The sequence below is a fragment of the Legionella sp. PC997 genome, from assembly GCF_014109825.1.
GTDB lineage: Bacteria > Pseudomonadota > Gammaproteobacteria > Legionellales > Legionellaceae > Legionella.
The window spans coordinates 1,390,001-1,404,508 of record NZ_CP059576.1 but is presented as its reverse complement, the minus strand read 5'-3'; the positions used below and the strand labels follow the sequence as shown (position 1 = coordinate 1,404,508).

Below are 14,508 nucleotides of genomic sequence, written 5' to 3'. Positions count from 1 at the left end.
ATTCCAATTACATCCCTCCTGTTCTTTTTGGATCGAAACGAAGTTTGTAGCATATAAATACATCTAAATACCAATCTTAGTAACTAAGATTAGATAAATGTGTTCTCAATGAAAATCATCTTATATTTTTGCAAAGATTAGTTTCATGCATTTTAAAAATTTATCTGTTAACGATTTAAATTTACCCTACTAAAATTTATCTGTTCATTTTTTGGTCATCAATGAATATGCTAAAATTAATAGTACATCCTTTGTTAAAGGCCATGAGATTAAATTCGACATCGAGTTTTTTCGCTTCTTAATTTGAATTTTTGAGCTTTATAATTGAATTACGGAGAATAAAATGGGGATAAAGCCGACTTTTCGATTACAAAATGAATGCTTTTTATTGCTACTCGAAAGCTCTCTAAAAACCATTCCATTCAATGTTTTTTTATCCTCGTTAATAGCAGGTTATTTATTATATCGAAATGCTCCAATTATGCCTGTAGCTCTGTGGTTTTTAGCTATGTTCTTTTTAAATTCTTGGCGTTGGGTTAATAGCAGAAAAAATATTATCAATCGCGATTATATTGCCAAAAAAAGAGCGACTAAAAATTGGTTTTTGGTGTTAACTTTTTTTACAGGTTCTTTGTGGGGTTCATGCTATATCTTATTTTATCCTTATTTCGTCGATATGCATCAAATTGTTATTACCTTAGTTTTGGGTGGGATGGCATCAGGTGCTCTAGCATCTCTTTCGGTATATCTACCTGCCTATTATGCGTATTTATTACCTATGTTTTTACCTTTAATTGCTTATAATTATTGGTTAGGGGATCTGGATCGCATTATTTTAGCGACTATGTTTACTCTCTTTGTCATTATGCTAATTATTACGGCTCAATTTCCTTCGAAATTATTGCAAGAAACCATACAACTCAATAAAGAGAAAGATGAAGCAATGCGAGAAGTCCAGCGTGTTTCAATTACAGATGCATTAACTGGTCTTTATAACCGTCGTTACTTTGATGAACGGCTTAGTGAAGAATTTAAAAAGGCAAAGAAAAACCGTCACTCCATTAATTTAGTATTAATCGATGTAGATGACTTTAAATTAATTAATGACAATTATGGTCATCCTTCAGGTGACTTATTTTTAAAACAGTTAGCAACAGCGATCAAAAATTCAGCACAAAGAGATAAACACAGTGCTTTTCGTATTGGAGGGGATGAATTTGCAGCGATTTTAACGGATACATCGCTCGATGATGCCATTTTACTTTGTAACAATTTACAAAAGAAATTTAAAAAACAAGCAAAAAGAAACGAGACAACAATAAGTATAGGAATAGTCAGCATATCTCCGTTTTTTGCTAATGATGTGGATGATGTGATCTCAGTAGCGGATAAAACTTTATATGAAGCTAAAAAAGCAGGTAAAAATCAAGTACGCTGCCAACACTTTGATTGATCGTTGAAATTTCAGGGGATAACTCCCCATGTTTTATTCCAAATTTATAGGCCCATTAAAGTACCTGGTTGCGAGCTTGCATAAAAGAACGACTTTAGATCCGCCTACTCATTGAATAAAAAACAAAAACTAAGCTATTATCATGTACATCAGTAAATTATCCCTTTAATTTTTAAAGGAAAACCTTGATTGTTAAAAGAATATCTTGAAATTAACATTTCAAAATCTTATGCCATGGACGCATAAAAATTGGTTCAGCAGTTTATTTACAGGACTTAAATACAATGAAACCAAAGACCTTAATTCACCTTACAGATCAAGAATTTTTAGCAAAAGGACGTCGTTGCTTGGTTTATCGACATCCTCATGATCTCAATTTACTAATAAAGGTCACAAACCCAGAACTTCATCAAAGAAATGGTTATAAAACCAAGTTAAGCCAGTGTATTCCTCTTTTTTATCAATTTCGTTTTTCGAAGTCTTATGCTAGAGAACTCTTGGAAAATATTTATTTACGTTTTAAGCAAAATTTTCTTTTTCCTCCTTTTCTGCAAACAGTTGTGGGCTTTACTGACACGAACTATGGTTTTGGGCTTATTGTTAAAGCAGAAAAAAGTATTGACGGTACTTGTGCTAAAAATTTAAGAACTATTTTGCACGACGGATTATTTACCGAGGAAATGCAAAAGAAGTTGGATGCATTCTGTGAATCATTGATTTCATGTGATATATCTGTTCATGATTTACAACCTCGAAATCTCGTTTTCGCTTATGATACATTCCGTGGGGAAGAACATTTTGTCTTAATTGATGGAATTGGAGAGAAAACCCTGATTCCTATTCAAAGGCTCTCTGCTTATTTAAGAAAGCGTTCTCGTTTAAGCCAAATCAAGGCTCTTAAAGAAAGAGTTTTTTATCTTCATAATCAGACAAAAAATGAAACAAGCTTAAAACAATTAAGTACACTGTAGGCCGGTTGCTTCCACCGGTTTTTTATCCTTGGATAAATCTCCCACTGTGCAAGCAAAATAACAAAATTTTTTCGTGTTTTCATAGAGAAACGTAAAGGTTATTTTTAACAAGACGTCTGCAACATAAATAAAAACTGCGTTAGAATGCTGTACCTGTTTAGTACTGAGTAAAAAGCATGAACCAAGATGTAAAAATTAGATTTGCAACACCATCTGACATACCTTTAATTTTGCAATTTATTAAAGAATTAGCGGAGTATGAACAACTGCTTCACGAGGTAGTCGCTACTGAGGAACAATTGTTAGAAACTTTATTTGGTTCTAAATCTTATGCCGAGGTTATCATTGGCTATCTTGATGAAAAACCAGTTAGTTTTGCTTTGTTCTTTCATAATTATTCAACGTTTTTAGGAAAGCCTGGTCTTTATTTAGAAGATTTATATGTTAAACCCGAAGCACGAGGCCATGGAATAGGACAAATTATGCTAGCTTACTTAGCTAAGTTAGCTAAGAATAGAAATTGCGGGCGTTTTGAATGGTGGGTATTAGATTGGAATGAACCTGCGATTAAATTTTATGAACGAATCGGCGCAAAACCAATGGATGAATGGACCGTATACCGAGTAAGTGGTAAGGCATTGAATGAATTAGCCGATAAATATACTCAATTTAGTCCTCTTAAAGTCTGACTGCCTACTTCTACTAACCCCTGGTTGCAAGCAACCAGGTTTTCTTCTAAATTAATAATCGCCTCGGTAACAAACAAGGATACTCGGTTGCCTTTTAAACCTTCTCCTTAGGTGCCGCTCTTTTGTTGTATTCGCCTATTCGAATTAAGCCGGCTTCATACTGTTCTTGAGTTTCGCAAACATTCAGATAACGTTTGTTTGGCTTATGTTCCTCAACACCAACAATCGCATCAAGAAATTCAACTATCCATTGAAATAAATTCCTCATTTGGCACCTTCCATGTAATAAAAATTATCCGTTTAACCATTATAATCACATTTCAAATTCTATTGGCAATAGCAGTTTTGTTTGTTCTAATTACAATCCAGACTGCGCCAAGCATTTTTTAAAGAAATTTAATATAGGTGTTGAGGACTGAGATCGTTGTACAATCCTTGTCGTCAATAACTCATTACTCTAGGTAGCAGAGTTTTTTATTGATTTTTTTTTGGTTTTTTCAGATTCGGATAACTCTTCTGTTTTCATAAAAATTTGTTGAGGAAGATTAAACCAGAATAAATATACGAGCCTCATGTACTCTAAATAATTATTCGCGTTTTCCATAAAAACTTTCATTTGTTTTTCCATGAACTCATAGGGAGAGTGAATGTCATTCCATTCTTGGAGGGGGGTAAATGCAAAATTAAAAAAAAGTGTTTTAGGTACATCGAACGTTTGAGGTACTACAGAGGTTATTTGGCTGTTTGTATCTTCCATACTTATCTCCCTTATTTATTTTTTATCCTTAATTCAATTAGTTTAGCTCAAAAGGGAAGCATACTATAAAACTTTTAGATAAAAATTCGATAAAATATAGAGTATAAATCGGAGAATATTTAACTTATGGTTTATGCAAGAGGCGGATTTATAAAAGACGAGGGATTGTTTGTAAAAATCCCTCTCGCAGATAAATAGCTCAAATTCTAATTTAAACTTTTTTGAATTTTTTCAGCTTCCTCTAAATGAGCTTTTATATGAGGACGAGTTTTAAGTAACAATTGTTTTAAAGAAGAATTAGAGACATTGTTTAAAAATTCATTGTCAAACATGTGTAATACCTCTGTATGACCTTTTATCATTGCTTTAATATAAGCTTTATCAAAGTTTTTTCCTTTTAAGGAAGAAAGCGTTTTTAATTCTTTGGCTCCCTTTTTTTGAAGCAATTTAACTTTTGCAGATTCTACTGGTGCTATATTAGTTTTTTGACTCAACACTAACGTTTTATTTAAATTTTGGGTATGCTGCTTTTTAAGCATTTCCGCATATTGTTTCACTTCAGGGTTGTTTGATATCTTTAAAGCCTCCCCTGCTGCAGCAATTTCTTGTTTGTTCACTGCGATCAATGTAGCAATAATTTCTCCATCATTCTTAGACTTATTTTGTACTGTTGATTCCGAAGCGTTCATAGGGCTGGCGAGCGAAGAATTTACTCCAAGAATGGATGCGCCAATAAATAAAAATAAACCCATAAGTACCATCTTTTTTGATTTCATTACCCTTTCCTTGTTATAAATTCAATAAAAAAAACAGTATATTCTATAAGATTTTAAATTCATCCTAAGGAAACCCACTAATACTATAATTACAAATAAGATCTTCAGAAAATTCTATTATGAAAACTAATAAGGAAATTGCTGAGCAACTCTATAATTTTTCAGATCTGCTCGAGGCTGCGGGAGATAATCCCTATCGTGTGCGATCCTACAGGCGGGCAGCTCATGTTATTTTAAACTTAAAAAAATCCCTCCACTCTCTTTTAGAAGAACACTTTGATATAACCTCTCTACCCTGGATTGGAAAAGGCATATCCCAGGTAATTCAAAAACTAGTTACAACTAATGAAGCATTGGATTTACCGATACATAAAGAGAAAAAGGAAATAAGTGATTTAAAAGATATCCCCGGTTTGGGAGAAAAAAGAATTAAAATACTGAATAGTTACAACATATATACTAAAAAAGAATTATTAAAAGCAATACAATCCAATAAATTATCTGAACTTAAATGGCTTAATAAAGGACTCTTCACTGAGATTAAACAAAATACAACTTTTAAAAAGTCTAGAAGATTTATTCGACTGTATCACGCCATCCCCATTATTAAACTCTTAATTAATCATTTAAAAGAACAACCTGAAATAAAACAAATCGAATGGGTGGGTGATTTACGCCGAAGAAAGGAAACTTTTGAGCATGTGGATATCTTAATTCAAGCCACAAAACCAATAGAAGTAATGAAGCGATTGATGAATTTCTCGGAAATAATCGATGTTTCCTGTAAAAGAAAAAATTTTATAAGTGTAACATTGTGGTCAGGAATCCAAGTAAATGTGTATTTTACCTCAAAAAAAGCTTTTGGAGCCTCCATGATCCATTATACAGGACATGAAGGGCACGTGAGTCAGTTAGTTCAGCTGGCGAATGATAAAAATTATAGTTTTACTCCAAATGGACTTTTTAAAAATAAGCAATATGTGGCAGGGGAATCTGAAAGCGACGTATATCAAAAGTTAGATTTGCCTTTTATTGAGCCCGAATTAAGAGAGGGAGCAGATGAATTGATAAAGGGACAACGAGATCAATTACCTACACTTATTCAGCTCGAGGATATAAAAGGCGATTTACATTCTCACACTACCGAAACAGATGGTTCTGAAACATTGGAAGTAATGGTGAGGGCAGCAGAAGAACAAGGTTATGAATATTTCGCGATTACTGATCACTCACAAAATCTAAAGATTACACACGGATTAGATAAGGCGCGTCTTTTAAAACAGATAAAGCAAATTGACACATTAAATTCAAAATTAAATAAAATCCTTATCCTTAAATCAATTGAGGTAGACATTCTTGAAGATGGAACTTTAGATTTGCCAAATGATGTTTTAAAAGAATTAGATATCGTTCTTTGTTCTATTCACTCAAAATTTAAGCTTCCAGAACACCAGCAAACTGAACGAATTTTGAGGGCTATGGATAACCCATATTTTAATATACTAGGACATGCGACAGGGAGACTTATTCGATCTAGAGCTCCCTATGCCATTGATATGGGAAAAATATTGAAGAAAGCAAAAGAAAATGGATGCTTTATCGAACTTAATTCTCAACCTTATCGCTTAGACATCAATGATATTTACTGCAAAATGGCAAAAGAACAAGGAGTTAAAATCGCAATTTCGAGCGATGCTCATAGTATTCGGGGGCTTAATTTTATTCAATGGGGAGTGTATCAAGCTCGACGTGGGTGGATTGAAAAGAACGATGTTATCAATACCTATAGCTGGAATGAATTAAAAAAATTAATAAAAAGATATTAGCAATTTCATAACATACCCACCTTTTTTTACTATTGCTTTAGGCGCTATTCAGTGATTAATGAAATTCTTTGGATCCCAGTTATTATTATTGGGGACTTAATTTAACTAAATGGAATTAAATTAAAATTTATCCTATATAAATAGAAAGAGATTATTTCAGTTTACTTATGACTCTTCGTGCCGCCATAAGATGGCTAACCAAAGGAAAAATGAATAAACCGGTAATTCAATATATGCTTCTTGATGAACAATTAGAGTATTTAATCCGGCCTCAAGAAATAGAAGTAGTCACTTTAAAGAACGATGTCTTTGCAGTATTAGAAAAGATAGAAGAACAATCACAGGGTCGTCGCTTAGAAATATACTTTAAATCCGTTAATATACATTATGGTAAACATAGGCAAGATTCTGCTCAATTTCATTTTTTAATTTCGGATTACTTACTGAAAAGAAATTTAAAAAAAACCAATAGCAGAACTGCATATTTTCTAAAAAAAGATGAACTTCGGCTTTTTAAAGATGCCCTTTCTCTTTTAGATATTGATTGTAAAACTCGAGGATGTGCGTACGTTGCCTTTTTGTGGATGATTGCTTTGAAAGCAACCCGCAGCAGAGTTCAATTAGTCATAAAACAAATTTGGAAAAAGCGCCTTTCCATTCAAAAGATGAATAAAAAACAACAAGCTGATTTTTTGGATTTTTATTCACTCATTAATAGATAATCCAATTTCGTTATTTAAGACCCTCCAATCTTTAGTTTAGTAAAATGTGTTTTTCTTAAAAATATAGTTATCGGTTTATCCTAACTAACCCATCTTGCAATTGTTTTTATTCTTATAAAATAAACATAGAAAACATTAAGATTTAAAACTTCTAATATGTTATTTTTGGCCGCAGCAGCCAGCTAAAATGGCTGCATTAGCTCGTTTAATCTGTCTATCTTATCAGATTGAATGGTTTAAATTCGGATAATAATGGAGATTTAAAAATGTTAGAAAAAAAAGAGTCTACTTCGACTGAGCAACAAGATGGTATGATGGATCTACTCCCTGCTGAACTCTTGGTTCATTTATCTAGTTTTTTCAACAAAAATGAAAAAAAAGCGGCTAGGGGTGTTTCTCACTCATTTAAGAATGTCATTGAGACCTTTTTTACCCATAAAACTATACCTCTAACTTATTATGCACATAGAGACGGCTATGTCTCTTCCTTTATTTTATTACCAGGTCACCGTATGGTTTTTTCAATTGTACTGGAGACGACAGCTTCTTTATCAAGTTCAGGACTTGTATTTTTTAATTGCGAAGACAATCAGAGCAAAGAAGTTCTTTTGATTAAGGAATACAAAAAAAATGGAAAACTGGGCCATCTTCATGCTTTACCCAATGGCGATTTGGTTGCTTTGCTTGACCAAGCAAACCAACATGCACCTCCTTATATCCTGGTTTTAGATGGAACAACAGGAAAAGAGAAAAATAGAATACTATTAACAAACAAACCATGCAAAGAATACCCCAGCGTGAAAGAACTACACGTACTCTCTTCAAATCAATGTATCGCTATATGTGATTCGGAAGACTGTTATTTGATAGATATAGAAAATTCATTGACTCAAGAGATACCCCCCGTACAGGCCGAAAAGCTGACTAAAAATAAATATAGCTTATTCGGAGACCGCCCTCCCCAGGCATTGAATATTTATAATTTGCCAGATGGTAATAAATTATCAATTAGGCAGAAATTACCTAATGATACCTTAGGCAGTGGAAGCCACTTAACTATTAGTTTAACTGAAGGTTCAAAAAAATTATTCTCAAATGAAGAAGATTTTATTGAGATTCTTTATAAGAGATGAACCCAACATAGTTAGGAACAAGTAAGCATGAACGATCCAAAGTCCCAATAAATGGAGCCTTCCCGCGGACATAAGTGGAGGACTGCAAAAATGGATTTTTTGATCATACCACCCAAAAACAATTTTCATTCACTTCTTCATGCTTACAATATTGACCGAGAGGTTCTAAGGACTCATCGGTCTGCTGTTTCCGATCCGAATGAAGTCTATAAAGGATTCATAATGATTTTTCTCTATCTCTTAGGGATTACTTTATCTCAAAATTTTTAAATTAATGCCTATAATAAATCAATAGGAAATTTTTTAGGAATAAAATGACTACCAGACGCCTTTTAGAAGATATTCTTAAAGAAGAAGAGGATCATGCTAATGATTTAGCTGATTTACTGGAATAAATAATTTGAGATTGTTCTTTGTCTCACTATTAATTATTGTTATGCTTTTCTGAAGTTCTAATTAAAAATATAAAGGAAGGAGCTATGCGAGGGAATTGGGGGTTAATTATCTTAATTGTACCGTCCATCGCGCTCGTAATCTTATTTTTTTGGGATATTTTTCAGAAAAAACATACCATCCTTCGTACTTATCCCATAATTGGTCATTTACGATATTTTGCTGAATGGCTTGGTATTTATTTGCGACAATTTTTTTATAGTCGTGAACGCGAAGAATTGCCGTTTAATCGATTTGATCGGGCTTGGGTTCATGAGGCATCCAAAGGAATATATCCTATGGAGGGGTTTGGATCTTCACGAAATCGAAAACCTTTAGGAACTATATATTTTATAGATTCTCCATTTCCCCTTTTAGAAAAAGAAGTAAAAATAAGTTCTATAACCATTGGACCACAATGTCCTAATCCCTATACTACAAAATCTTTTGTTAATATTTCTGGTATGAGTTTTGGATCTCTTTCCAAAAATGCCATATTAGCTTTGTCTAAAGGAGCAAAAATGGCAGGATGTTGGCTAAATACTGGTGAAGGTGGATTAACGGAATACCATCTTGCAGGAGAATGTGATTTAGTGGCTCAAATTGGAACGGCTAAATATGGGTTTCGTGATAAAAAAGGACATTTATCCGCAGAAAAATTAAAAAGAGCCAGTGCTTATCCTCAGGTAAAAATGTTTGAAATAAAATTAAGTCAGGGGGCCAAACCCGGCAAAGGTGGATTATTACCTGCAGTAAAAGTCACGCCCGAAATAGCCAAGATTCGTGGAATCCCCGCTTATGTAGATTCAGCTAGCCCTAATCGTTTTCCCGAAATTTCTAATTCAAAGCAACTGCTTAAATTTATTTATAAAGTAAGAAAAATAACAGGAAAACCAACAGGCTTCAAAGTTGTATTAGGAGATTACACCTGGTTAGAAGAATTATGCCAAGAAATTATTAATGCAGGTCTCGACTATGCACCTGATTTTATTACCTTAGATGGTGCGGAAGGAGGTACAGGAGCAGCTCCTGCTAATTTAATGGGCTACATGGGATTATCCCTTGAGGAAAGCTTGCCTCAATTAATCGATATTCTCATTGAGTATGATTTAAGAGACCGAATAAAAGTAATTGCTTCTGAAAAATTAATCACCCCAGATAAAGTAGCCTGGGCGTTTTGTGTTGGTGCGGATATAGTCAATATTGGCCGGGGGTTTTTATTTTCCTTAGGGTGTATTCAAGCTTTACGATGTCATACAGATACTTGTCCTACGGGAATAGCGACACACAATAAATGGTTAATGAGAGGTTTGGATCCAACTAATAAGGCTGAAAGAGTATTTGCTTATCACAAAAATCTGGAAGAAGGTGTAAAAATGATTTGTCATTCATGTGGGGTAGAAGAACCACGCAAATTATCTCGCGCGAATGCCAGAATCGTCTCGGAACATGGAACCTCCATTTCCTTAGCAGATGTTTTTCCTGATAAAAAAAGAGGGATTAAATTAAAAAATAAAAAGAAATAATAACAATCTATTAGGAACCTAATATGGAACAAAATAGTTCGGAAGAAGTTAAATGTGGCGCGTGTGGTATTCTATTTGACAAAATTAATTCGAAAGAAGTAGAAGTATTACGTATCAAAAGACCTGAAAATGAACAAATCATTCAACTAATCTATCTCTGTCCTCACTGTGCTGAGCATTTAGAAAAATCTAAAAAAAATTAGGAATGATTTTATTTTTAAGCAGTATTTCTCATGTTCTAATCAATTTTTTTAAAGTTTCCAATTGATCGGCCTCATGAGCTGGCTTATCCCATCGAATACGATTTATTCTAGGAAAACGTAAAGCAACACCCGATTTATGTCTATTGGACCAATGAACTGCATCAAAAGCTATTTCTAAAACTAACTCTTTTTCCACTTCTCGCACAGGACCAAAACGATTTAGGGTATGAGAACGTATCCATTTATCCAGTTGATATAATTCCTCATCTGTAAAACCAAAATAAGCTTTTCCAATGGGTAGCAATTGATTTAGTTTCCACAAACCAAACGTATAATCTGAATAATAAGAAGAACGTTTACCATGTCCTCTCTGTGCATACATTAATATTGCGTCAATAATATAGGGGTCTTTTTTCCATTTATACCAACACCCTTTGGGTCTTCCTGCAAGATACAAACTACTCTTTTTCTTGAGCATTAATCCCTCAACATGTACGGAGTTTTCCTGCAAAACATCTTCTCTTAATTGATGCAAAGTTTGATTATTTTTTAATGAAAGAAGTGGCGATATTAAAAAATTTTCCGGTACTGAAGTCGAAAACCATTGTTCCAGCCATTCACGACGATTTAAGAAAGGGAGTGCACGCAAATCTAGATTATCAATAAAAAGAATATCATATACTATTAAGGCAGCCGATTGTTCTTCCAGCAGTTTTTTGGATAATATCTTCCTGTTTAAGCGTTGCTGTAAATCATTAAAGCTTCCTATTTTAGAAGCATGTCTTATTACTAATTCTCCATCTAATACCACATTGCCTTCTATTTTAGAGATAATCTCAGGAAAAGAATGACTAATATTTTCTCCTGTTCGCGTATATAAAGCTTTTTCTTTTCCAGATACTGCAAGTTGAACTCTAATGCCATCATATTTTTTTTCAATTGAAAATTCGTTCAAATTTATCGCGATTCGCTCACTTTCATTTAATGGATGGGAAAGCATTACGGGGTGAAAATAAAGAGTATTTGTACTAGGTTTTGAACTCTTTTTTTCTAACCAAGAAAATAATTCTAAATAGGGAGGCTCTTGAGAATGCCATATATCTTCTACTTCTTGCACATGTAGCTGTCCATAGTGAGCTAATGTATTCTTCAGAAATCGAGTAGAAACTCCAATGCGCAAATCTCCCGTAATGATCTTTAAGATTGCCCATCGCTCAATAGAATCACTTGAGTTCAACAAGCGTACTAAATAAGGGTACAAATCATTTTCAGGGAGTTTTTCAAAATTGGCAATGATTTCTGAAAGCAAGGGTAATTCACTTTGATTTTGTGTATCGGGCCATAATAAAGAAACTGTTTCTGAAAGATCCCCTACGTAATCGTAGGATAAATAAAACAAAGTGGGATCGATGTTTTCACTGATTAAATTTTTTATTAAAGATCGTTTAAAGCGGGAAAACTTTAAACTATTCGTCATAATAGCCAAAGCATATCCTCGCTCAGGATCGGGAGTAACTGAAAAGTAATGTTCAATTAAAGTTCTTTTATCCAAACCCCCATAAGTAAAAAAAAGCTGGTTTAGTAATTGAGCAAATTTCTTCATTCCTTAATCCTCTGAATCTTGATTTTCTAAGAAATGCAAAGGTCGCGCTTGATATCCTTGTTGTTTTGTATAATGCAATAAAGCCTCTTCTTGTCCATGAGTAATCCAAATTTCACTTGGATTGATTTCTTGAATTGTATTAATTAACTCATTCCAATCAGCATGATCTGAAATCACCAAAGGCAATTCAATTTTCTTTTGTTTTGCCCGAGCTCTTATTTGCATCCATCCTGAAGCTAATGCAACAACCACATCACCAAAACGTCTACTCCATCTATCATGTAAGCTACTGGGCGGACATAAAATAATTTTGCCTTGTGCACTGTACTTATCCAATGTATTTGCCATTTGGATAATCCCCAACGAACATTCTCTTGCCTCGTAAAAGTCACAAATTTTTTTTAAAGCACTATGAATATAAATGGGTTCTAAATATCCCAGATTACGTAATTCTTTAATTATTCTTTGGCATTTGCCTAAGGCATAAACTCCTACTAGATGGCATCGCGTCGGAAATAATGTTAAAGAATCCAATAATCTTTTTAGTTCCATATGAATTGCTGGATGCTTGAAAATAGGAAGTCCAAAAGTTGCCTCGGTAATAAAGACATCACAGGGTTCTACAAAAAATGGTTCGCATGTGGGATCAGGGGTGCGTTTGTAATCACCCGAAAAAATAATACGCGTTCCCTTATATTCAATAACTACTTGTGCACTTCCCAAAATATGTCCAGCAGGTAATAAATAAAGAATCACATCGTTGTGGTTAATTGTTTCAAAGTAATTTAAGGATTTAAATTTAAAAGAGTATTCCTCATTGCGAATTTGCATTAAAGAGATAGTATCTGGATGAGCTATTACGAATTGATGTCCCGATACCGCATGATCTGCATGTGCGTGAGATATAACGGCTGTAGAAACAGGATAAAAAGGATCGATATAAAATTTTCCTGGAAGGAAATACAGTCCTTCTTTCTCCATTGCAAACCATTTTATGGGATCTTCCATTACTAGATCCTCTTATGAGAAGAATGTTTTTATTATAGGACATTCATCCAATTTAAACTTAAAATTCGGCATGATGAGCAAATGGAATACAGAGAAGAGATTATTTAATAATCTCAAGGAGAACACTTCACATAACCATTCAATAAAAAATAAGATAAACAAGAGATAACACATTTTTTCAGGTGAGAGCCAAGCTCTCACCTTCCTACCTGTATCCATGTATCTGGAGCTAAGAAATGAAGTAGCTCAGATTATATGGTCAAGACAATCAGCCAATTAGTACAAGTTAGCTTCACACATTACTGCGCTTCCACACCTTGCCTATCAACGTTGTAGTCTTCAACGGGCTTCAAGGGAAAACTCATCTTGAGGGAGGCTTCCCGCTTAGATGCTTTCAGCGGTTATCCCGTCCGAACTTAGCTACCCGGCAATGCCACTGGCGTGACAACCGGTACACCAGAGGTTCGTCCACTCCGGTCCTCTCGTACTAGGAGCAGCTCCTCTCAATTTTCCTACGCCCACGGCAGATAGGGACCGAACTGTCTCACGACGTTCTAAACCCAGCTCGCGTACCACTTTAAATGGCGAACAGCCATACCCTTGGGACCTGCTTCAGCCCCAGGATGTGATGAGCCGACATCGAGGTGCCAAACACCGCCGTCGATATGAACTCTTGGGCGGTATCAGCCTGTTATCCCCGGAGTACCTTTTATCCGTTGAGCGATGGCCCTTCCATACAGAACCACCGGATCACTAAGACCTACTTTCGTACCTGCTCGAGCCGTCGCTCTCGCAGTCAAGCACCCTTATGCCTTTACACTCTTGGTACGATGTCCGACCGTACCGAGGGTACCTTTGTGCTCCTCCGTTACTCTTTGGGAGGAGACCGCCCCAGTCAAACTACCCATCATACACTGTCCTCATCCCGGATTACGGGACCAAGTTAGAACCTCAATAACAACAGGGTGGTATTTCAAGGTCGGCTCCATGAGGACTAGCGTCCTCACTTCAAAGCCTCCCACCTATCCTACACAGTTATCATCAAAGTCCAGTGCAAAACTATAGTAAAGGTTCACGGGGTCTTTCCGTCTAGCCGCGGGTACACTGCATCTTCACAGCGATTTCAATTTCACTGAGTCTCGGGTGGAGACAGTGTGGCCATCGTTACGCCATTCGTGCAGGTCGGAACTTACCCGACAAGGAATTTCGCTACCTTAGGACCGTTATAGTTACGGCCGCCGTTTACCGGGGCTTCGATCAAGAGCTTCTCCGAAGATAACCCCATCAATTAACCTTCCGGCACCGGGCAGGCGTCACACCCTATACGTCTTCTTACGAATTTGCAGAGTGCTGTGTTTTTAATAAACAGTCGCAGCCACCTGGTCTCTGCGGCCCTCTTCAGCTCTGAA

At 35.2% G+C, this 14,508-nt stretch carries 13 protein-coding genes and 1 rRNA gene (1 of these 14 running past the window's edge); 8 read left to right on the top strand and 6 right to left on the bottom strand.

Annotated features, from left to right (window positions below; genetic code table 11):
* The first annotated feature begins 343 nt into the window (after positions 1–343).
* The 3 genes from HBNCFIEN_RS05955 (at position 344) to HBNCFIEN_RS05945 (ending at position 3,113) form a co-directional block, all read left to right on the top strand.
* Positions 344–1,453, top strand: a complete 1,110-nt coding sequence (locus HBNCFIEN_RS05955) for a GGDEF domain-containing protein (protein WP_182393148.1) — start codon at positions 344–346, stop codon at positions 1,451–1,453.
* 284 nt (positions 1,454–1,737) lie between these two features.
* Positions 1,738–2,424: a YrbL family protein gene (locus tag HBNCFIEN_RS05950; RefSeq protein WP_182393147.1), complete on the top strand. Its 687-nt coding sequence runs from the start codon at positions 1,738–1,740 to the stop codon at positions 2,422–2,424.
* Between the two features lie 176 nt (positions 2,425–2,600).
* Positions 2,601–3,113: a GNAT family N-acetyltransferase gene (locus HBNCFIEN_RS05945; protein ID WP_182393146.1), complete on the top strand. Its 513-nt coding sequence runs from the start codon at positions 2,601–2,603 to the stop codon at positions 3,111–3,113.
* A gap of 94 nt (positions 3,114–3,207) precedes the next feature.
* Here HBNCFIEN_RS05945 and HBNCFIEN_RS05940 read toward each other — a convergent pair whose 3' ends face one another.
* From HBNCFIEN_RS05940 to HBNCFIEN_RS05930, 3 genes are all read right to left on the bottom strand, one after another.
* Positions 3,208–3,381 carry a hypothetical protein gene (locus HBNCFIEN_RS05940; protein ID WP_182393145.1) on the bottom strand — a complete coding sequence of 58 codons (174 nt, stop codon included), beginning with the start codon at positions 3,379–3,381 and terminating at the stop codon, positions 3,208–3,210.
* A 189-nt stretch (positions 3,382–3,570) separates the two neighbouring features.
* Positions 3,571–3,870 (bottom strand): hypothetical protein, encoded by a 300-nt coding sequence (locus HBNCFIEN_RS05935; protein WP_182393144.1) that lies wholly within the window; start codon positions 3,868–3,870, stop codon positions 3,571–3,573.
* A 206-nt stretch (positions 3,871–4,076) separates the two neighbouring features.
* A complete protein-coding gene (locus HBNCFIEN_RS05930) occupies positions 4,077–4,622 on the bottom strand; it encodes a DUF4142 domain-containing protein (RefSeq protein ID WP_182393143.1) in 546 nt (181 codons plus the stop codon).
* 143 nt (positions 4,623–4,765) lie between these two features.
* On the opposite strand from HBNCFIEN_RS05930, the gene polX reads away from it, so the two are divergent.
* The 5 genes from polX to HBNCFIEN_RS05905 all read left to right on the top strand — a co-directional run bounded on the left by polX (position 4,766) and on the right by HBNCFIEN_RS05905 (position 10,488).
* The gene (polX, locus tag HBNCFIEN_RS05925) at positions 4,766–6,472 is read left to right on the top strand and encodes a DNA polymerase/3'-5' exonuclease PolX (protein ID WP_182393142.1); all 1,707 of its coding nucleotides are present in this window, start codon (positions 4,766–4,768) and stop codon (positions 6,470–6,472) included.
* A 209-nt stretch (positions 6,473–6,681) separates the two neighbouring features.
* Positions 6,682–7,194 carry a hypothetical protein gene (locus HBNCFIEN_RS05920; RefSeq protein WP_255464370.1) on the top strand — a complete coding sequence of 171 codons (513 nt, stop codon included), beginning with the start codon at positions 6,682–6,684 and terminating at the stop codon, positions 7,192–7,194.
* 266 nt (positions 7,195–7,460) lie between these two features.
* Positions 7,461–8,327, top strand: coding sequence for a hypothetical protein (locus HBNCFIEN_RS05915; protein WP_182393141.1), 867 nt, complete (start codon positions 7,461–7,463; stop codon positions 8,325–8,327).
* Positions 8,328–8,806: 479 nt separating this feature from the next.
* Complete coding sequence (locus HBNCFIEN_RS05910; RefSeq protein ID WP_182393140.1) at positions 8,807–10,285, top strand: FMN-binding glutamate synthase family protein; 1,479 nt, start codon at positions 8,807–8,809, stop codon at positions 10,283–10,285.
* Positions 10,286–10,308: 23 nt separating this feature from the next.
* Positions 10,309–10,488: a hypothetical protein gene (locus HBNCFIEN_RS05905; RefSeq protein ID WP_182393139.1), complete on the top strand. Its 180-nt coding sequence runs from the start codon at positions 10,309–10,311 to the stop codon at positions 10,486–10,488.
* 28 nt (positions 10,489–10,516) lie between these two features.
* Here the strand turns inward: HBNCFIEN_RS05905 and HBNCFIEN_RS05900 are convergent, their stop codons facing one another.
* From HBNCFIEN_RS05900 to HBNCFIEN_RS05890, 3 genes are all read right to left on the bottom strand, one after another.
* On the bottom strand, positions 10,517–12,091 hold the full coding sequence (locus HBNCFIEN_RS05900) for a cisplatin damage response ATP-dependent DNA ligase (RefSeq protein ID WP_182393138.1): 1,575 nt from the start codon (positions 12,089–12,091) through the stop codon (positions 10,517–10,519).
* 3 nt (positions 12,092–12,094) lie between these two features.
* Positions 12,095–13,099: a ligase-associated DNA damage response exonuclease gene (locus HBNCFIEN_RS05895; protein ID WP_182393137.1), complete on the bottom strand. Its 1,005-nt coding sequence runs from the start codon at positions 13,097–13,099 to the stop codon at positions 12,095–12,097.
* Positions 13,100–13,354: 255 nt separating this feature from the next.
* Positions 13,355–14,508: ribosomal RNA gene (locus HBNCFIEN_RS05890) — 23S ribosomal RNA — on the bottom strand (it continues 1,743 nt past the right edge of the window).